Annotated in this window: 14 protein-coding genes; 10 read left to right on the top strand and 4 right to left on the bottom strand. The window is 70.2% G+C overall.

The window, feature by feature from the left end; genetic code table 11:
- Positions 1–3 precede the first annotated feature (3 nt).
- From ACIBX3_RS53385 to ACIBX3_RS53360, 6 genes are all read left to right on the top strand, one after another.
- Positions 4–207: a hypothetical protein gene (locus ACIBX3_RS53385; protein WP_397128476.1), complete on the top strand. Its 204-nt coding sequence runs from the start codon at positions 4–6 to the stop codon at positions 205–207.
- A gap of 149 nt (positions 208–356) precedes the next feature.
- Positions 357–1,583, top strand: a complete 1,227-nt coding sequence (locus ACIBX3_RS53380; RefSeq protein ID WP_397128475.1) for a sensor histidine kinase — start codon at positions 357–359, stop codon at positions 1,581–1,583.
- A gap of 9 nt (positions 1,584–1,592) precedes the next feature.
- Positions 1,593–2,276 (top strand): response regulator, encoded by a 684-nt coding sequence (locus ACIBX3_RS53375; protein WP_397128474.1) that lies wholly within the window; start codon positions 1,593–1,595, stop codon positions 2,274–2,276.
- A gap of 434 nt (positions 2,277–2,710) precedes the next feature.
- The gene (locus tag ACIBX3_RS53370; RefSeq protein WP_397128473.1) at positions 2,711–3,088 is read left to right on the top strand and encodes a hypothetical protein; all 378 of its coding nucleotides are present in this window, start codon (positions 2,711–2,713) and stop codon (positions 3,086–3,088) included.
- A gap of 194 nt (positions 3,089–3,282) precedes the next feature.
- Positions 3,283–4,101, top strand: a complete 819-nt coding sequence (locus ACIBX3_RS53365; protein WP_397128472.1) for an NAD(P)H-binding protein — start codon at positions 3,283–3,285, stop codon at positions 4,099–4,101.
- Positions 4,102–4,122: 21 nt separating this feature from the next.
- Complete coding sequence (locus ACIBX3_RS53360) at positions 4,123–5,256, top strand: epoxide hydrolase family protein (RefSeq protein WP_397128471.1); 1,134 nt, start codon at positions 4,123–4,125, stop codon at positions 5,254–5,256.
- A 51-nt stretch (positions 5,257–5,307) separates the two neighbouring features.
- Here ACIBX3_RS53360 and ACIBX3_RS53355 read toward each other — a convergent pair whose 3' ends face one another.
- Entirely contained in the window at positions 5,308–8,595 is a 3,288-nt protein-coding gene (locus ACIBX3_RS53355) for an ATP-binding protein (RefSeq protein WP_397128470.1), read from the bottom strand.
- A gap of 58 nt (positions 8,596–8,653) precedes the next feature.
- Here ACIBX3_RS53355 and ACIBX3_RS53350 point away from each other — a divergent pair, with 58 nt between their 5' ends.
- Both ACIBX3_RS53350 and ACIBX3_RS53345 read left to right on the top strand, forming a co-directional pair.
- On the top strand, positions 8,654–9,433 hold the full coding sequence (locus ACIBX3_RS53350; protein WP_397128469.1) for a PIG-L family deacetylase: 780 nt from the start codon (positions 8,654–8,656) through the stop codon (positions 9,431–9,433).
- A gap of 143 nt (positions 9,434–9,576) precedes the next feature.
- On the top strand, positions 9,577–10,824 hold the full coding sequence (locus ACIBX3_RS53345) for a hypothetical protein (RefSeq protein ID WP_397128468.1): 1,248 nt from the start codon (positions 9,577–9,579) through the stop codon (positions 10,822–10,824).
- Between the two features lie 903 nt (positions 10,825–11,727).
- Here the strand turns inward: ACIBX3_RS53345 and ACIBX3_RS53340 are convergent.
- Positions 11,728–14,604 (bottom strand): tetratricopeptide repeat protein, encoded by a 2,877-nt coding sequence (locus tag ACIBX3_RS53340; protein ID WP_397128467.1) that lies wholly within the window; start codon positions 14,602–14,604, stop codon positions 11,728–11,730.
- A 96-nt stretch (positions 14,605–14,700) separates the two neighbouring features.
- Between ACIBX3_RS53340 and ACIBX3_RS53335 the strand changes: the two genes are divergently transcribed.
- Positions 14,701–15,903 carry a hypothetical protein gene (locus ACIBX3_RS53335; RefSeq protein ID WP_397128466.1) on the top strand — a complete coding sequence of 401 codons (1,203 nt, stop codon included), beginning with the start codon at positions 14,701–14,703 and terminating at the stop codon, positions 15,901–15,903.
- A gap of 375 nt (positions 15,904–16,278) precedes the next feature.
- On the opposite strand, the gene ACIBX3_RS53330 is transcribed toward ACIBX3_RS53335, so the two are convergent.
- Complete coding sequence (locus ACIBX3_RS53330) at positions 16,279–16,404, bottom strand: hypothetical protein (protein ID WP_397128465.1); 126 nt, start codon at positions 16,402–16,404, stop codon at positions 16,279–16,281.
- Between the two features lie 341 nt (positions 16,405–16,745).
- Positions 16,746–17,303 carry a TetR family transcriptional regulator gene (locus ACIBX3_RS53325; RefSeq protein WP_397128464.1) on the bottom strand — a complete coding sequence of 186 codons (558 nt, stop codon included), beginning with the start codon at positions 17,301–17,303 and terminating at the stop codon, positions 16,746–16,748.
- A gap of 198 nt (positions 17,304–17,501) precedes the next feature.
- Between ACIBX3_RS53325 and ACIBX3_RS53320 the strand changes: the two genes are divergently transcribed.
- Positions 17,502–19,613, top strand: a complete 2,112-nt coding sequence (locus tag ACIBX3_RS53320) for a CBM35 domain-containing protein (RefSeq protein WP_397128463.1) — start codon at positions 17,502–17,504, stop codon at positions 19,611–19,613.
- The last annotated feature ends 29 nt before the right edge of the window (positions 19,614–19,642 follow it).

The raw sequence follows: 19,642 nt of genomic DNA, 5'->3' as shown, positions 1-19,642 counted from the left end.
GGCGTGACCCGGGCCTGGCGCGATGCCCGCCACACGGGGATGGCGGGCATCGCCCGGACGACCGCCACCCGCCCCGGCCGGTCCCCTGCCACGCAGGCGTGCGGTCATGGCTTCGGCTCGTGGACGAGCACCACGATGCCGGAGGCGAGCCACGTGGACCGCACCAGCCGCAGGTGGGTCGTGTCCAGCCCGTCGAAGAGGCGCTGACCGCCGCGCCCAAGGACGATGCCGTCCTCGGCTCCACCCGAGCCGTCAACCTGCTGCGGTACGGTGCCGCGCGTATACCGCCCAGGTTGCAGCGGCGGTCAGCCGCGCGAGTGATGAGTGACGCGGCCGGTCGCGGCTAGCATGCGCTGATGCGCGCAAAGGTGTTGTCGTCCCTCAGACGGCTCGCCGTGATGAACCCCTTCCTCACCGATCTGCTGTTCAGCGCCGTGGTCGCCGCCGTCACCCTGACCTTCGGCCTCGTCTTGTCCGGCGGCTCGGCCGATGCGGGCTATGCGGGGCGCTCGCTGGACGTCGCCGGCGTGGTGTTGACACTTGTGGCCAACCTCGCGCCGGCCTGGCGCCGGCGTGCCCCGGTCACCGTGCTGATGATCTCCTGCGCCGCCGCGATCGTCTTCCACGCGGCCGGTTACGATGCCAGGCTCAACTCGGTGGCCCCGCTTCTGGCGCTCTACACCGTGGCCGGCCGGCGACCGCCCGCCGTGTCCGTCCCGTGCGTCCTGGCGCCGGCCGTCGCCTTGTGGCACGCGGCGTTCCTCGGCCCGCACGCATTCATCTGGCCGAATCTCGCGCAGACGAGCATCATGGTCGCCGTCGCCTGGACGTTCGGCAACAGCACCCGGATGCTGGTCGAGCGCAACAGGCGGCTGGCCCACCTCAGCGAACGGCTGCGCCACGAGCAGGAGGACAAGGCTCGTCGCGCCGTGACCGAGGAACGGGTACGCATCGCCCGTGAGCTGCATGACGTGGTCGCGCACCACATGTCGGTCATCGTGATCCAGTCAGGGCTCGCCCGGTACGTCCTCGGCTCCGATCCTGACACCGCGCGCGGCGCGCTCACCACCATCGCCGACACCGGCAGCGAGGCCATGGGGGAGATGAGACGCCTGCTGTCCGTTCTGCGCATCGACGTGGACGACGACGCGGACGGCTATGATCCCGCACCCGGCCTGCAACGGCTCGACCAGCTGGTGGAACGGGTGCGCTCGGCGGGTCTGACGGTCGAGGTGTCGATCACTGGCACGGTACGCCCGCTGGCGCCCGGGATCGACCTGTGCGCGTACCGCGTCGTTCAAGAGTGCCTCACCAATGTGCTGAAACACGCGGGCCCGGCGACGGCGTGGGTGTCGCTCCATTACGGCGACGAGCTGGAGCTGCGCGTCACCGATGACGGGCGCGGGGCGGCCGCCACCCCGGAGGGGAACGGTCACGGCTTGATCGGCATGCGCGAACGCGTCAAGCTCTACAAGGGAACGGTCGCAGCCGGCTCGAAGCCGTCAGGCGGATTCGAGGTCGTGGCCGCCCTGCCCCTGTCGTCCCCGCGCCCGGACGACCAACCCTCCTCAGTCACACGGTGAGCCGAACACATGATCAAGGTACTTGTCGTCGATGATCAGATCCTCGTCCGCGCGGGCCTGGCGGCGCTGCTGCGCGCGGTCCCCGGCCTCGACGTCGTCGGAGAGGCGGCGACCGGCGAGGAAGCCGTCGACCAGGCGGCGGCCACCCGACCCGACGTCATCCTCATGGACATCAGAATGCCGGGCATGAACGGGGTAGCGGCGACCGAGCGCATCCTGTCCGCGGAGAGCGACCATCGGCCCCGGGTGCTCATTCTGACCACCTTCGACGTGGACAAGTACGTCTACGACGCCCTGCGCATCGGTGCCTCGGGGTTCCTCCTCAAGGACACCCCGCCCGAACGACTCATCTCCGCCATCCACACTGTCGCATCGGGTGACATGCTCTTCGCACCCAGCGTCACCCGGCGCCTGATCGAGGCCTACACCAGTCAGCCCGGCCCGCCCGCCGCCCTCCTCTCGCCGGCGCTGCACCTCCTCACCGCCCGCGAGGCCGAGGTGCTCGAACTGGTTGCGCGTGCGCTGTCCAACGCCGAGATCGCCACCCGGCTGCGCGTCAGCGAAGCCACCGTCAAAACCCATCTCAACCGCGCCATGACGAAACTCGACCTCACCAGCCGCGCCCAGGTCGTGGCGCTGGCGTACGAATCCGGCCTCATCACCCCTGGCAGGGAAACCTCCTCGCGCCCCTGACAGGGGTGTCGCGCGTACGGCGGACGCCAAGGACGCCTACCACCAGAGTTGACGCCGAAGTCCACCCCCGGTTTGATCTCACGCCGCCCGCGGATCTGTACGTTGGCGGCATGTCTCGATCACTCGTTCCAGGCGGTCCCCTAGCCCGGTTGATGGTCTCGGTTTCCCCCGCAGCCGGGGGTCCCCCTCAAGCAATGCGACTGAGAAGGGTGCGGCATCAGCCGATGCGTCGACTCTGCGACAGCGTGGTGACCGGATGACCGGCACGCGTGGCCATGGCCCGATAGGGGGCGTGGCTCCGGCGATGACCGTTCCCGCAGCCACTCCGTACGGCCCGCTCAGGCGCACTCGATCAGTGACGAGCATGGAAGAAGCAGATGATCAATAGCTCACATGGGGAACTCGAAACAAGCAGTCGCACAGCCCCACAGGCTTTGGCGGACCACCTGGCGGAATGGTCGCTGCAGACCGGGATCACGGTGGAGATATGGGCGCTGCCGAAGCAGCCGCTTCCCGCCGTGATCGCCGAGATCGTCCATGGCACGATCCGTGATGCCCTGGAGGAGGTGGAACGGCAGGCATCGGCCCGTACCGTCTCCATCGCCCTCACCGTGGCCGCCGGCGGGCTGCGCTTGACCGTCAGCGATGACGGCGCCGGGATACCGGTGGAGGTGTTCGAGGCCCGTCTGCGCCGGCGGCGGGCCGAATTCGCCGGCCTGGGCGGCCGCCTCACTGTCAATGGCGTATGGGGAGAAGGCACCACGATAAGCGCCGCCGTTTCCCCGGGAAAGGCGTCTCTCTTCCCGAGCTAGCGATCTTCAACGTCCTGCCGGGCCCGGGGGCATGCCCAGAACACCTCGCCGCACCCCTCCGCCGGCACTGACCATTCCTGGAGCCGCGGCCTTCCGGTATCACCGTGATCGATCTCATGACGATTAGCGGCCGCTATTTCCCGTGTAGCGCCTCCTGGTCGAGACATCGAAGCGTTTTGACCAGGAGGTTCTTCATGACGATTCTCGTGACCGGCGCGACGGGGACGGTCGGTCGCCAGATCGTGGCGCAGCTCGTCGAGCGCGGCGCACCGGTTCGCGCCCTGACCCGGAACCCCGCGGCGGCCCGGTTCCCCGCCTCCGTGGAAGTCGCCTGCGGCGACCTGGCCGCGCCGCAGACCCTGGCGCCGGCGCTCGAGGGCGTGACCGCCCTGCATCTGATCACCTTCGGAGGCGACGACCACGCGCCGCTCCCGACCGGCCCCGACATCGTCGCGCTGGCCGCCAAGGCCGGCGTGCGGCGGGTCAGTGTCCTGAGCAGCTGGGACGAGACCTCGGTCGAGGAGGCGCTGCGCGCCGGCGACCTCGGCTGGACGCAGCTGCTGTGCGTGGAGTTCATGGCCAACGCCTACGACTGGGCCGCGTCCATCCGCGAGGAAGGCGTGGTACGGGTCTTCGGCAACCATCCCGGAGCCGTGGTCCACGAGGCCGACATCGCCGCCGTGGCCGTGGCCGCGCTGGTCGACGACGGGCATGCCGGGCAGGCGTACATGCTGACCGGGCCCGAGGCGCTGACCCCCGCCGAGCGGGTCCGCCTGCTCGGCGACGCCGTGGAGCGCGAGATCCGGTTCGAGGAGCTGAGCGAGGAGGAGTACCGGGCGTCGATGCGGGCGGCAGGCGAGGGCGACGACATGATCGAGTTCGCCGTCCAGCTCGGCGCCGATCCGCCCGGCGCGAGTTCCGTCGTCCTGCCCACCGTCGAGAAGGTCACCGGCCGTCCGGGGCGGACGTTCGCCCAGTGGGCCGCCGAGAACGCCGCCGCTTTCCGCTCCTGAGCCTGCAAGAGGAGAAATTTCATGACTATCAGCCCGTTCCGTATCGACATCCCCCAGCAGGACCTGGACGACCTGCGTACCCGCCTGACCATGACCCGATGGCCTGGGCAGCTGCCCGGCACCGGCTGGGAACGCGGCGTGCCCGTCGACTACCTCAGGGAACTCGCCGAGTACTGGCGCACCGGCTACGACTGGCGCGCCCACGAGGCCCGGCTGAACGAGCTCCCGCACTTCACCACCACGATCGACGGCCAGAACATCCACTTCCTCCACATCCGCTCCGGCAACGACTCCGCGTTGCCCCTCATGCTCATTCACGGCTGGCCGGGCTCGTTCGTGGAGTTCCTGGACGTCATCGAGCCGCTCTCGCGCGACTTCCACCTCGTCATCCCCTCGCTCCCCGGCTCCGGCTTCTCCATCCCGCTCTCCGGCGCGGGCTGGGACGTCGCGCGCGTCGCCGGAGCGTTCACCCGGCTGATGGCGATGCTCGGCTACGACCGGTACGGCGTGCAGGGCGGCGACACCGGATCCTTCGTTGCGCCGGAAATGGGCAAGCAGGACCCCGAACACGTCGTGGGCGTGCACATCAACGCCGCCCTCACCTTCCCCGCGGGCGAGGAGGGCGAGATGGACAAGCTGACGGAGGAGGAACGGCGCCGCTGGAACGCGATGGAGAACCTCAACGACGGCTACCTCCAGACGCAGTCCAAGCGGCCCCAGACCATCTCGTACGGGCTGCACGACTCCCCGGTGGCGCAGCTCGCGTGGATCATGGAGAAGTTCAAGGAGCTGACCGAGCCGGTGGACGGACTCCCCGAGGACTCCCTGGACCGCGACCTCATGCTGACCGACGTCACCCTCTACTGGCTGACCGGCACGGGATGGTCGTCGGCGCATTCGTACTACGAGAACATGAGCGCCGGCGACGCCGGAGAGTGGGACTCCGGCTCGTCCGAGGCCTGGTCAGCGCGTGGAACGGTGCCCACCGGCGTGCTCGTGTCCAAGGCCTGCGACGTCACGATCCGCTCCTGGGCCGAACGTGACCACACCATCGTCCACTGGAGCGAGTACGACCGGGGCGGCCACTTCTTCGCCGCCGAGCAGCCCGCGCTCTTCGCGGAGGACGTCGCCGCCTTCTTCGCCAAGCTGCGCTGACGATCGGCGCGGGCAGGTGCGGGTCGGCAGGGTGTTCCGCACCTGCGACGATCACGTCCAGCGAAGCCCCGAAGCGGCAGGAGGAGGCTGGTAGCGGCACGTCGCGCCGGTCGAGACCGAGGCCCGCAGGTGGGCGGCCAGCTCGGGGTGGCGCTGGTCCAGCTGGCGCAGCGTGTTGCGGATGCGGTTGGTGACCGCCTTGCGGGCGCGTTCGGCCTCGTCGCCCAGCCTGCGGGGCCGGCCGCCCAGCCCGGTCGCGGCACGCAGCTCGTCGAGCAGGGCCTGCCGCTCCGCGTCGAGCTCGGCCGCGCGCCGGTCGCGGCCGAGCTCGACGGCCCGGTCCAGCTCGTCGTCGAGCAGCTCCAGCCGCCTCCGGTAACGGGTCCTGGCCTCCTCGTCGAGCACGTCGTCGCCGCCCATGCCCCGCGCGGCGACCACGACCTCGCCGCCCCGCGGGTCGAGCAGCTCGACCGCGGAGACGTCCACGCCCGGCCGCTCCAGCAGGATCCGCAGGTCGGCCAGGCCCTTGGAGTCGGGCAGATGAACGGTGCGGCCAGCGAAGGTCAGGGTCCAGACCTCGCCGTCGAAGCGGAAGGAGGCGGCTCCGGGGCGCGGCAGCCGTACGAGCATGCCGAGCTCCGCGGCCTCCCGCTCCACCTGCTCGATCAGCGGCGCCGGGTCGTCGCCGCGGGCCCGCAGCGCCTCCGCCAGCCGGGCCCGCGACTCGATCGACCAGGGCCGCGCCCCCAGCCTGTCGGCGGCGCGGTAGGCGGCGGTGAAGCCGGCGATCGCCTCGTCCCAGCGCTCCTGCGCGGCGTCGAGCACGGCCGCCCAGTGCGCGTACGGGCCCTCGACGGCCACGGTCGCCGTCACGCCCCACTGTCCGGCGTACGGGGCGATCGCGGCACGCGCGTGCTCGCAGAGCACCGGGTCCTTCGACACGGCGGCGGCCTGCGCCTGGAACCTCAGCCACAGCGGCGCCATCCAGCGCAGATACTGCTCGCCGGTGGCCATGATCTCCGCCAGGTGCCGCATGGCCGTCTCGCCCCCGTCGCCCCGATGCACCGCCGTCACCGCGTTGTACAGCGGGAAGTGCCGGCCACCCCCCTGCTCCATCTCGGCGAGCACGGCGTCGGCCGCGTCGAAGCGACCCCTGAGCAGCGCGGCCGACCAGCGCTGCATCCAGCGCAGCTCCCCCCTGCCGATGGCCGGCTGCTCGCCGAGCTCGTAAGCGGCGTCGATGTGCGTGCCCGCCTCGTCGAAACGCCCGGCCAGCGTCGCGAACATCGCCTTGAGCACGGCGGCCTCGTGCTCGAACAGCGCCAGCCCCGACTCCTCCGCCTCCGCGACGAAGGCCCGCTGCTCATTCAGGCAGCGGGGATCGCCCAGCTCGAGCAGCGCGCCGACCCGCCAGGAGCGGGCGGTCAGCGCGAACTGCCGGTCCCGGGTGCGCCGGGCCACCGCCGCCAGCTCGCCGGTGATGGCCAGCCGCTCAGCCGTGCTGCCCGGTGCCCAGATGGCGCCCAGCCTGGCCAGCAGGCTGAAACCGAGCGTCTCGTCGTCCTCGCCCCGCCTGGCCAGATCCGCGGCGACCTCACTCAACTCCCTCGCCACGACATCCGGCCGCGCCCCGCCGCCGGCCGGCCCTCGTGCCGCGGTGCTCGGCCGTGGCGTGTCCGTGTCCGGCTCCCCCGGCAGGACGTGCGGCCGGGCCGTGTCCGTGTCCGTGTCCGGCTCCCCCGGCAGGCCGTGCGGCCGGGCCTCGTCGTCGCCCGGCCGCCGAGCCGCCCCGGCCGGTGGTCGCGTGTCCCCGTGGGGGCGCGAGTTCGCGTGAGGGCGCGAGTTCGCGTGAGGGTGCGTGGAGTCGTGAGCCGGACGCCCGCCCGTTTGCCCGGCTCGTGGGTCCTCCGCCCGGCGCACCAGGCGGAGGTGCGCCTCGTGGACGAAGTCCGTCCAGCGGCCGCGGCCTGTGTAGCAGAGCTCGTGCAGTTTGAGCGCGGTCAGCGCCAGCAACGCGGGGTCGTCGAGGCCGCGGGTGATCGCGATGGCCGCGTCAAGCGTGCGCGCTGCGGCGGCCCTGTCGCCCGTGCGGCTCTGTGCGGTGCCGAGATCCAGGCCGATCGTGGCGCGCCGGCGCGGCTCTGACAGGGGCGTCAGCTCCAGGGCCCGGCGATAGTGCCCGACCGCCTCCTCGTCGGCCATCCGCCCCTCGGCGTCCCTGGCGGCGGCCAGGAGCAGGTCCGGCGCGCCGGGGACGGCGGCGAGGTAGGCATGATGCGCCCGGGTGGCGGGCAGCGCGCCGTCCAGGGCGTGCAGCACGGCCGCGTGGCCGGCCCGGGCTCCGGCCTCGTCCAGCCCCGCATAGAGCGTCTCGCGCACCAGGTCGTGGACGAAGGCGTGACGGCCGGCGCCGAGCGACGTGACGAGCTTGGCCGACACGGCCTGATCAAGCGCCCGGGCCACCGTCTCGCTCGACGCGGCGGAGCCGGGATCGCCCTCGCGGGCCGTCGTTTCGTGCACGGCGAGCGCGGTGGACAGGTCCTCCCCCGTGAACTCCCGCCCCAGCACCGCGGCCGTCCGCAGCACGTCCAGCACCTCCCCCGGCAGCCGGGACAACCGCCGCCGCACCGCCGCCTCGACCCCGGGCGGGATCGTGGCGAGCGGGCTGCCTCCCTGCCACAGCCGGGCGGTCTGCTCGACGAAGAACGGGTTGCCGCCGGTCCGCCGGTGGATCTCCGTCACCAGGTCCGCGTCCGGCTCAAGCCCGGTGGTGCGCGCCACCAGCCGCCCGACCGCCTCCCGATCAAGCCCGGTCAGGGCCAGCGTGGTGGCCTTGGCCTCCAGGGGCAGGCTGAGCGGGCCGTCGACCTCGGCGTCGCGATAGGTGCCGATCATCAGCAGCCGCTCGAACCAGGCGTGCTGCACCACGAACTCCAGCAGTCTCAGCGAGGCGGCGTCGGCCCAGTGGAGGTCCTCCAGCACGACCACGACCGGCCGCTCCCGCGAGGCGTCCGCCAGCAGCGCGGTCACCGCGTCGTACAGCTGGAACGCCTGCGCGTCCGCCCCCGCCAGGCTCTGGGGCGTCGCTCCTGGCGCGAGCTGCCGGACCACCTGCACCCATGGCCAGTAGCCGGGCGCGCCCTCGCCCTCCCAGCACGCGCCGCCGACCAGCCGCGCCCCGCCCCGGACGGCCTCCTCGGCCGCGCTCGCCACCAGCGTGCTCTTGCCGACGCCCGCCTCGCCCATGACCAGCACGAGCGATCCGTGGCCGGCCAGCGCGCGCTCCGCCTCACCCCGCAGGACGGCGGCGGGCCGGTCCCGTCCGATGAGCATCGCCATGCGGGCACCTTACGCGGACGCTCCGACAAGCAGAAGCGAACCCACTACGGTGATGTCAATGAACGGCGAACCGGCGGATCCGGGCCTGCTGTGCGTGCACGCCCACCCCGACGACGAGGCGATCTGGACGGGCGGCACCCTGGCGAGGTACGCCGACGAGGGCGCCAGGACCGCGGTCGTCACCTGCACCTGGGCGGAGGGCACGCGCCGGGCCGGCGAGCTGCGGCGTTCCCTGGAGATCCTCGGGGCCGGCGAGCCGAGGCTGCTCGGGTACGCCGACGCCCGCGACGCCGCCTCCGCGCCCGGCCGCCCGCGCTTCCTGGACGTGCCACTCGACGAGGCCGTCGGCCGGCTGGTCGGGCACATCAGGCAGTTCAGGCCGGACATCGTGATCACGTATGACGGCTATGGCGCCTACGGCCACCCCGACCACGTGCACGCGCACCGCGTGACCATGGCCGCCGTCGAGGCGTCCGGCTACGACCAGCTCTACCGCGACGCCGGCGCCCCGTGGCGGCCCCGTGCCCTCTACCTGGCGACCCTCCCGCGTTCCGTCGTGCTGTCGCACTGGCAGGAGGTCTTCGGCTCGCCTCCCGAGCCCGGCCACACACTGCCCGGCGTCCCCGACGACGAGGTCACCGCCCGGCTCGACGTGGCACGATGGGCCGAGCGCAAGTGGGCCGCGCTGCACGCGCACGAGTCCGAGGTGGCGCGCGGCGCGTCGATGACGCTGCTGACCGCGCTGCCGGAGCGGGCGCGCACCGAGATGTTGTCGAACGAGTGGTACCGCCGCGTCGCCGTGACCGCAGGCGGTCAGGAGACCTCGCTGTCGGTGTGAAACTTTCACCGGGAACCCGCAGGTCGGCAGCCGGGCGGCCGCGCGCGGGTTGACGGCCGTCCCGGGGCGTGCGATCAAGGCTCGAAACAAGGCAAGGCAGCACCCCGACCAAGCATGTTAGCGCTACCACGCGGAGACGCCGTATGAAACGCCTGGCCATCCTGCCCCTGCTGCTGATCACCTGGCTCCTCTTACCGCTCGACGAGGCGATGGCCGACACGAACGTGGCCAGGTCGGCCACGCCGTCGGCCTCGTACACCTCGCCGTGGGAGAGCGTCGCGGCGATCAACGACGGCATCGACCCGCCCAGTTCCAACGACACCGTCAACCGCCGCTGGGGCACCTGGCCGAACACCGGCAGCCAGTGGGCCGAGCTGACCTGGCCCACCGCCCAGAACATCCGATCCGCCGACGTGTACTTCTTCGACGACGGCGGCGGCGTCCGCGTACCGGCCTCCTGGAAGCTCCAGCGGTGGACCGGCAGCGCCTACGCCGACATCCCCGGCACCTACCCCACCGCGGTCAACGCCTACAACACCGTCACCTTCACGCAGGTCAGCACCACGCGGCTGCGAGTGGTCCTGCAGAGCGGCCAGGGCTCGGTCGGGCTGCTGGAGATCAGGGCGTTCTCGCCGGACTCGGGCGGCTCGACCGGCTGGAACCCGCCCGCCAACCTGGTCACCCCGCTCAACGAGGTCTGGCAGCACCAGGAGAGCACGTACCCCAACCTGTACGGCTTCCGCAACTACGGCTGGGACCAGATCATGGCCAACCGCGGCTCGATCAACTACTGCGTCCGCTGGGACTCCAGCGCCACGGTGACCGCCGCCCAGCGCGACCAGATCCACGCCGCGCTGACGCGCCAGTTCAAGAAGTGGATGGACGTCATGGTCGGCCACAACGGCTGGCCGTACGCCAGCGTGCCGGTCAAGGTGGTCGGCTGGGCCGTGCGCGACCGCGCCCAGCTCCAGTGGAATGACACCTCCGTCGACATCTACGTCAACGACATCCGCGAGAACGCGCCGCAGTGCGCCCAGGCGTGCGGCCGGTTCTTCAACCAGAGCGGCAACTACCCCAACTGCCCGGGCGGCGCCTCTCACCACTACGACATGTCGCTGTGGCTGACCGCCGGCTTCGGCGGCGGCGCGGGAGGCGACTGGGGGCAGCGGATCGGCAGCGAGTACTACATGTCCAACCTCAACGCCGACAACATCCACATCCTGCTGCACGAGATGGGCCACTCCTTCGGGCTGGACGACTTCTACGACTGGACGCCGACCGGGCAGTGCTGCTTCCTCATGAAGGCGGGCAGCGCGGCCCAGATCACCGAGTTCGACGCGTGGATGTTCCGCGACTGGTGGCGCCACCTGAAGAGCCGGTACGGTCTCTGATCGACGGGTTGCGGGGCTCGTCGTGCCATGTCGCGGCGGCGAGCCCGAGCCCTTTACGTTGTAGATTTCTATGCTGGACCGGCCGGCGGGCGCGCTCCGGCCGGTTCGGCTGTGCCGAAGCACGATAGTTGTCACTTAGGCAGGCTTTCTGTCACCGCCATCGTTGTAAGGTCGATGGTTGTTATCTTGGGTTTTCAAGCGTTCTTGCTGGTCAGCTGCTTGAAGGACTGTCAGGCAAGTAGGTGGCGGCCGCCGGTGTCTCACCTATGACGGTTCGATTCCCTGCGACGGGGGCGCGGTGGCCAGGGGCGGGATGTTCTGGACGGTTGGCCAGCCAGCGCAGCGATGGTTATCTGGGGTTCTTGGCCTCTTCCGGCAGGTCAAAGTGAGATGATCTTGCCAGCCACGTAAGGCAAGTAGGCTGGCCGCGGATTCCGCGCCGGTGGCCGGCACCAGCCTGAAGCTCATGATCGAAAGGCTGGTTCGTCTTGATCCCCAGGAGGCAAAGTGAAAGGCCGCCGCCGCGCCTGGTTCGACGCGGACGGTCGGCCTTCCGGGGATTTTCGCGATTGCTACTGGGACCCCTTCAAAGCAACATGCCTTCAAGACCGGTCCACATGCCTTACGTGCCTGACAAGATCATCGCGCTTTGACCTGCGAGAACAGGCCAACAACCCCAGATAACCATCGCGCCGCCTCGATGACCCAGGACGAGACAACCCAGCTGTAGGATCCGCATTTCGCTGTCGAAATCCGCGCCTCCGTGTCAGTTGGTTGTCGGATTCGACATGCCGAGGCGGACCGGCAGGTCAGGGGGTGTCACTCCGCGCAACCTTCACCCCGAAAGCCTAACGAGTTGTTCGTCCGGCCATGCTGCCACCGCCCTCTCACGCCTCGCGGTCGTCAGCCGAGGCTTTCAAGCGCGGCGGCGGCACGGCCGCGCTCGTCCTCGTCGCCGGTCTCGGCGGCGATCGCCAGCGCCAGCCGGTGCCGCTGCGCCGCCTCGCCGTCACGGCCCATGGTGCGCAACGCCTCACCGATCGCGTTGAGGACACTCGCCTCACCGTACCTGTGCTTGGTCGACTGGAAGATCTTGAGCGCCCGCTCCAGGTGCCACAGGGACTCGTCGAATTTCGCCTGACGGCACAGGGCGGTGCCGAGGTTGCTCAGCGCGGTCGCTTCCCCGTCACGGTGCTCGATCTCGCGGAACAGGCTCAGCGCCTCGCGCAGTTTCGCGACGGCAAGCGTGTCCTCGCCCAGCGAGCTGTAGATCTGGCCGAGGTTGGACAGGGCGATGGCCTGCCCGGCACGCTCGCCGAGCGCGGTGAAGATGTCGTGCGCGGCCAGGAAGTGCTGCGCTGCCTCGGTGTGCTCGCCGATCGACTCCTCGAGGTTGCCCAGGTTGGTCAGCGCCGCCGCCTGGCCGTAGGGGTCGTCGATCTCGCGGTAGAGCGCGATGGCCTCGCTGTGCCGGGCGGCCGAGGAGGCGAATTCGCCGAGGCGTTCCTCGATGATGCCCAGATTGGACAGCGAGCGGGCTTGGCCGTGGCGGTTGCCGATGCGCCGGCACAGCTCCAGCGCCTCGCTCAGTTCCTCGACGGCCGGAGCGTACCGGCCGAGCAGCCGCAGGATGACCCCGGTGTTGGTCCGCAGATGCGCCTCGCTTTCCGAGTCTCTCATCCCCCGCGCGGCGTCGACGGCGCCCTCGTAGATCGACAGGGCCTCGGTGCCGTGCCCCGCCTCCAGGTAGCGGTGTAACGCGGCGGCAAGGGCGACCGCCCGCTCCGGCCGTCCCTGCCTGACCGCGAACTGGCAGATCGTGCCGAACGACGCCAGCTCGCTGTCCAACCACGACAGTGCCGCGCCCGGCGAGAGGGTGACGCCGCTGGGCGTGAGGGCGAGCCCGGCGTGCCGCCAGCTCCCGCTCCACCCGGGGTAGAGGGTGTCGCTCGCCTCGACGGCGGTCCCGCAGTAGTGCTCCAGCAGCCTGTCCCTGGCCGCCTGCCGCTCGGCCTCGCTGTCCATGGCAAGGCTCATCTCGGCGGCGTACGCACGCAGAAGGTCGTGAAACCCGTAGCGCCCCAAGGCATCGCATCGCAGCAGGTGCGCCGAGGCGAGCCGGTGCAGGAGCCGAGCTGCGCCGATCTCGTCGACGTCCGACAGCGCCGCCGCGCAGGCCAGCGTGGAGTGCGGTGCCGGGTTCAGGCTCAGCAACCGGAACAGGCGCTGCGCCTCGGCGTCGAGCAGCCGGTACGAGCAGCCGAAGACGTGCCGGATCGCCGCCCCGCCGCCCGGGTCGAGCAGATCCAGCGGTCCGGCCCGGTGCAGCCGCGTCACCACGCCGCCTAGCGGCAGGTGCGCCTGCGCCCCGGCGTACTCGGCGGCCAGGCGCAGCGCCAGCGGCAGGCGGGCGCAGATGGTGGCAAGCGAGTCGACGCTGTCGGGATCAGTGCCCGCCCGCTCGCCCAGCAGCCGGCACAGCAGGTGGACGGCGTCGGTGCGGGGCAGCAGGTCCAGTTCGATGCGGTGCGCGCCGTGCAGGGCGACCAGGGTGGCCAGCCTGTCCCGGCTGGTGATCACCATGAGGGTGTCGTGCGTGCCGGGCAGCAGCGGCCGTACCTGCTCGGCCGAGGCCGCGTTGTCAAGCAGCACAAGCAGCCTGCGGCCGTCGGTCTCGGTGCGCCAGCGCGCGGCCCGTGACTGGGTGTCGGCCGGAATGTCCTGATCCGACACGCCGACGGCGGTCAGCAGGCGGCCCAGCGCCTCGTGCGGGGACAGCGCGTGTTCGGCGTCGTCGCCACGCAGGTCGAGGTGGATGCGCCCGTCGGGGAACAGCTCGCGGTTGTGGTGACCCCAGTGGACGGCGAGCGCCGTCTTGCCCACGCCCGCGGTGCCGCAGACGACCGCGATCCCCGGTGGGCGGCGGGCGTTCGCGGCGTCAAGCAGGGCCAGCTCGTCGGCGCGTCCGGTGAAGTCCGGCACCGGCGCCGGAAGCTGCCGCGGAATCCTTGGCAGACCACGCCTTGCCTGCTCCTCAAGCAGCTGCCGGTGCGCCCGTTCAAGCTCCCCGCTCGGCTCCACGCCCAGCTCCTCGGCCAGCACGAGGCGGGTGGCCTCGTACCGCTCGAAGGCGATCGTCCGCTGGCCCGTCGCCTGGTACGCGCGGATCAGCGTGGCCTGCACCGCCTCGTCGAGCGGGTTCGCCGCGCCCTGCACCGCCAGCGCGGCGATGACCTCGGCGGCGTTGCCCGCCCGCAGCATCAGGTCCCAGTAGGACAGCTGCGCGCGGCGGCGCTCAGCCTTGAGGCCCCACACCTTGGGGTGGCCTTCGAGCGCTGGCACGTCGCACAGGGGGTCGTCGTTCTCCCACAGTCGCAGCGCCTCGCGGAAGAGCGCGGCCGCTCGCGCCGGGGCGCCGTCGCTTTCGGCCTGCTGCGCGGCTGCCACCGCACGCCGGAAGCGCAGCAGGTCGAGGGCGCCCTCCGGGAGGCGCAGCAGGTAGCCGTCGCCGACGGTGGAGAGCACGCCGTCCTGGTCGCGCGGGCTGTGCCGTGGGTCGAGCAGGCGGCGCAGGTGTTTGGTGTGGGTGTGCAGCACGTTGACCGCGCTTGACGGCGGCCGTTCGCCCCACAGCGACTCGATCAGCTCCCGGCGGGTGGTCAGCCGCCCGGCGTTGAGCGCCAGGACTCCCAGCATCAGACGGCGGGCGGGTGGCCCGGCATCGACCTCGCGATCATCGTGCCACACCCGCAGGCGGCCGAGCACCTGGATGACTAGCACCGTCACAGTTTAGTGATGATGTCCAGTAAACATCCAGAGCCTGTCCAGAGGCCGGCGGTTCCCTTCGCCCAACGTCCTTCCACGAAGGGAGCACCCGTGGCCAGATGGAAAGCAGGGATCGCGAGCGTCGCTTTAGGACTGTTAGCCCTGCTCGTCCCCACCACCCCGGTAGCGGCGGAACCGGACAAGCCCGCACCGAAACCCGCCGTCGCACAGGAGTGCGGCACCGACCTCAAACAACACGCGGCGACGCTCGCCGCGACCGGGAAGTCCGGGACCGCCACCTGTATCCGCAAGCAGGCGAGGAAAGCCAACCAGAGAAAGACCGGCGCCGAGGTCGCCGCCGACATCTGCGGCGGGAGCCCCACGCTGACCCGGACGGCCGCATGCGTGATCGAGGACGGTGTCCTGCTCATCTTCACGGTGCCCAACGGGGCCGTCATCGGCTCGATACAGTTCACCGTCTCCAGCTTGACGACCCTCGACTACAGTTCGCTGCGCTGGAGCCAGTCGTGGCACTACCAGGCCAACACCGTCGCCGGCCCGGCGATCCCGGCGGTGCTCGACTCTCTCGTCTACGCCGAGCCGCAATGCCTCGCCAGCTGCACGGTGTCCAGCAGCGGGCTGGTCGGCGGGTCAGCGCTTCCGGGCCGCATCCACTCGACCACCACGCACTTCACCAGCCCGCTCAGCGGCTACACGTGGGGTGCACACGGGGGGATGAGGTACTGGTTCGCCAACTCGGCGTGGGTCAACCCGACGACAAACCCCTCGATTACGGCACCGGCCGTGCATCGCTGCGACGACGCGCTCACCGGTTACCCCTCGGGCTGCGTCTACGACTCGGTCCGCCCGGTGCACGACGTCCTTTCGTCTCGCTATCCGTCGTATGCCTATCACCTCCAGCTCGCTATCAAGCATTTCAAGATGACGGACGTCCTGACCAGGACCCAGAACCAGACCCTCATCGACAACAACTACAGAACGGCGTGCCCGCCGGGGCACCCCAAACCCACGGATCCGGGGGTCTGGTCCTGTGACGAGTACCCCTTCAAGTCCACCTACAACGGCGCGTACTCCCAGCCCTACGGCCGAAACATCTTCATCCTCAACATCAACGGGAACAGTTTTAGCTGCCGCGCGTCGTGGCTGCAGGTCCGCGCCCCCAACGACTCAGGCGGCTACAGCGTCTGCATGATTCCCTTGGCGGAGAACACTCTCGGCGGATCCGACCTGGGCGCCTTCTACTACAAGTCCCGGGTCCTGGACGGGGACCAGTTCCAGGTCCGCGTCATCTGACCAAGATCGGACAACTTGCCTGGCAATACACCGCTCCACCGGCTGCGGGAGCGCGACTTGCCAGGCAAGCCGCACGATCACGCCAGCCACTGCTCCCAGCGTGTGCTCGTCCTACCAGCGGCCGCGCATCTGTAAGGTGCGGTGGCCGTCCGAGATGTCGATGGCCCATCGGGGAGGTCGCCGCCGTCGTTCTCGGTTTTCGTTTCATGTTGATCTCCTGAAGTCGATCTCGTCCATGGCATGTGGCCGGCCTGGTCAACCACCTCCTCCCGCGCTCCCTCACTAAGGATTTTGTCTTTGAATCCGGGAAATGGGCACGTGATGCCCACTTGAGGCGAAACGTCCGGGACTACGAGCGATTGAGCGGTGATGCCCTCAGGTCAGGAGTCCCAGGGTTTCAGGCGTTTCCCAGGCCGTCAGCTGCCGCTCGGGGTCGGTTTCCTCCTGCGCGCACTGGTTGATCAGCCCGGTGAGGGCTCCATCGTTTGCTGCCCAGCTCATCGATCGTCACGGTGAGCTGTTCGGCGTGCCGGACGGGGCGGCCCAGATTGCCGGCAGTAGGCGACAGGCACGAACAGATCGCGGGTGCCGGGGACGTGTCCGGGCAGGAGCTGGTGGTAGATGCCGCGCCAGAGGTCTTCGAAGCCGACGGCTGCCGAGCAGGCGTTCACAAGAATTGTGACAAGAAGCTTGCGGATTGTGACCTTAGTGACAAGTACGATGCCTCGCTGGTGTCAACCAGCGTGCCTCATCGGACCGGTCTGCCCTGCTCAGAGGGCTCTCCGGTGACAACTATCGTGCTTTGGCACAGTTCGGCGCCACCTCGGTGTTCCTCTTCGAGGTCAGCCCGTCAGGTGACGCTGCACCACCGGCGCCAGGTCGCGGACCAGGCTCTCGGCATCCGCGTCGGCCATCGGCGGCAGTTCGAGCACGTAGCGGGTCAGGGCCAGCCCCAGCAGCTGCGTGCTGACCAGCCCGGCCCGGCGTGCGGCGTCGTCCGCCTCCGTCACCCGGGCCACGAACGCGACGATCTGCCGGTCGAAGACCTCGCGCATGCGCTCGGCGGCCATGGGGTTGGTGGCGGCCGAGCGCAGCAGCAGGATCAGCACGTCGTCCGCCAGGCCGCCCTCCCAGCGGGCCAGGAAGTGCCGGACGAGCAGCTCGCCGAGCCGGTCCGCCGGCGGCGTGGGCACCTGGTCCAGCCGCAGGTCCACGTCCACGGCGGCGCCGAACAGCCCGGCCTTGCTGCCGTAGTAACGCATGACCATCGACGGGTCGACGCCGACCTGCGCGGCGACGGCCCGGATCGTCATGGCCTCGTAGCCCCGCTCGATGAGCAGCTTCCTGGCGGCCGACAGGATCGAGGTCCTGGTCGCCGCCGATCGCTCGGTGAACGCCATGACAACGAGTGTAGGCCAACACATGTGCGCACCGTGGCCCGACATTTAGCGGTAACAACCTGGTAACACCCCCTTTCTCTTCTCGTTGTGACCGCTCACACTCAAGCACCAGGAAGATGTGACCGGTCACATCTGCGCCCGTGAAGGAGCGCCATGAGGAGGAGAAATGCTTGGTCCGCGGCTCTGGCGGCAGCAATCGTGAGCAGCGTGCTGCCCGCGGTTCCCGCCGCCGCCGCGCCGTCCCAGCTCGTCGTGGACCTCGCCACCCAGACCGGCCCGCTGCGCTACGGCGCGACCGGCTTCCTGTACGGGCTCGGCGACGAGGGCATCCCGAACGAGACCATGCTCGCCGCGCTCAAGCCCCAGGTCACCGCCCAGAAGGCGCCTGACGGCCTGCAGCACCCGAACGGCGACGCGCTCAGGGTCGCCCCGATGTTCAAGCGGGCGGGCGGCCGCGAGATCCAGATCTACATGCAGGACATCTACAAGCAGTGGCCGTACGAGAACCTCGGCATCGCCGACTACCTGGCCAAGGTGGACACGATGACGCGGAAGGTCGTCGCCGACCCGTACCGCACCTCGTACGTGTACGTCCCGTTCAACGAGCCCGACCAGATCTGGTACGCCGGGAACCTGACCGGCTTCCTCAACGACTACAGGACCGTCTTCCAGAAGATCCGCTCGATCGACCCCGGCGCCCGCATCGCCGGCCCGAACTTCGCCTCCTACCGCTCGGCCGACCTGCGCGCCTTCCTGCGCTTCGCCCGTGACAACAACGTGCTGCCCGACGTGACGACCTGGCACGAGCTGGGCGACGACTTCTTCACGAGCTGGCACGAGCACTACGCCGACTACCGGGCGATCGAGACGAGCCTGGGCGTCTCGGCGCGGCCCATCTCGATCAACGAGTACGGCCGGTTCTCCGGCGACCTGGGCGTGCCGGGCAACCTGGTGCAGTTCGTGGCCAGGTTCGAGAACAGCAAGGTCGACGGCTGCCTGGCGTACTGGACGACGGCCGGCGGGCTCAACGACCTGGTGACCAGGAACAACCAGGCGACCGGCGGCTGGTGGCTGTACAAGTGGTACGGCGAGCTGACCGGCACGACGGTCGCCGTCACCCCGCCCGCGCCCGGCGGCTCGCTGCAGGGCCTGGCGGCGTACGACCCGGCCAAGAAGCAGGCCCGGGCGATCTTCGGCGGCAACAACCCGGCGAGCGGCGCCTACGACACGGACGTCGTGGTCAAGGGCATCCCGTCCGCTCTGGGCACGACGGTCCACGCGACCGTCTGGGGCGTCGACAGCACCGGGCTCAACCCCTCCCCCGGCCCGTACCGGGTGAGCGAGGGCGACTTCACCGCCTCCGGCGGGCAGATCACGATCCCGCTGACCGGGCTGAAGGGCACGTCGGCGTACCAGGTGATCGTCACCCCGGACAAAGACCGCTCCCCCGCGGGCTCGGCGCAGCGCTACGAGGCCGAGTACGCCGCCCTGGCCGGCTCCGCCCGTGTCACCTACGGCGCGAACACCGGCTATTCCGGGACGTATTTCTCCGAGGGATACGGAGCCAGCACCACCGCCAGCACCAGGTTCGTGGTGACCGCCCCGAACGACGGCTACTACAACGTCGCCCTGCGCTACTCGGCGGGCCCGTACAACGGCGCGCCGGCCACCCGCTCGGTCCGGCTGCGCCTCAACGGCTCCGGCCTCACGGACGTGACGCTGCCCGGCACCGCCGACTGGAACACCTGGAACACGGTCACCACCAAGGTCTTCCTGACGGCCGGGATCAACCGCGTCGACGTCAACGCCTACGCCGCCGACGACCGGGACGCGGTCAACGTCGACTACATCGACGTCGCTGCGACCACCGGAACCATCACCTCCTACCAGGCCGAATCCCCCGCCAACACGCTGAGCGGCGCCGCCAGGGCCGGCTCCAACACGGCGGCGTCGGGCGGCGCGTACGTCGGCTTCGTCGGCGCCGGCGCGGCCAACACGCTGCGCTTCAACAACGTCACCGTCCCGGCGGCCGGCCGTTACCGCATGATCGTCACCTACGCCAACGGCGAGCTGGGCGAGGGCGCCACCAACTACAACTCCAACATCGTCGACCGCTACGCCGAGGTCTCCGTCAACGGCGGCCCGGTGACCAGGCATTATTTCCGTAACACACTGGGCTGGTCGAACTTCCGCACCACCGTCGTGGACGTCGTCCTGGCCGCGGGCGCGAACACGATCACGTTCGGCAACCCCTCCGCCGGCTACGCGCCCGACATCGACCTCATCCAGATCGCCGCACCGCTCGGCTGACCACGCGAAAAGTAAGAGGAGCAGCAGTT

Source organism: Nonomuraea sp. NPDC049480, assembly GCF_044465905.1.
Lineage (GTDB): Bacteria > Actinomycetota > Actinomycetes > Streptosporangiales > Streptosporangiaceae > Nonomuraea.
This window is presented reverse-complemented; position numbering and strand designations above follow the sequence as displayed.

Coding starts and splice junctions, on each gene's coding strand:
- ACIBX3_RS53350 (WP_397128469.1), top strand. CDS start 8,654: ATGAACGGCGAACCGGCGGATCCGGGCCTGCTGTGCGTGCACGCCCAC.
- ACIBX3_RS53375 (WP_397128474.1), top strand. CDS start 1,593: ATGATCAAGGTACTTGTCGTCGATGATCAGATCCTCGTCCGCGCGGGC.
- ACIBX3_RS53355 (WP_397128470.1), bottom strand. CDS start 8,595: ATGGCGATGCTCATCGGACGGGACCGGCCCGCCGCCGTCCTGCGGGGT.
- ACIBX3_RS53330 (WP_397128465.1), bottom strand. CDS start 16,404: ATGAGCTGGGCAGCAAACGATGGAGCCCTCACCGGGCTGATCAACCAG.
- ACIBX3_RS53325 (WP_397128464.1), bottom strand. CDS start 17,303: ATGGCGTTCACCGAGCGATCGGCGGCGACCAGGACCTCGATCCTGTCG.
- ACIBX3_RS53360 (WP_397128471.1), top strand. CDS start 4,123: ATGACTATCAGCCCGTTCCGTATCGACATCCCCCAGCAGGACCTGGAC.
- ACIBX3_RS53365 (WP_397128472.1), top strand. CDS start 3,283: ATGACGATTCTCGTGACCGGCGCGACGGGGACGGTCGGTCGCCAGATC.
- ACIBX3_RS53380 (WP_397128475.1), top strand. CDS start 357: ATGCGCGCAAAGGTGTTGTCGTCCCTCAGACGGCTCGCCGTGATGAAC.
- ACIBX3_RS53345 (WP_397128468.1), top strand. CDS start 9,577: ATGAAACGCCTGGCCATCCTGCCCCTGCTGCTGATCACCTGGCTCCTC.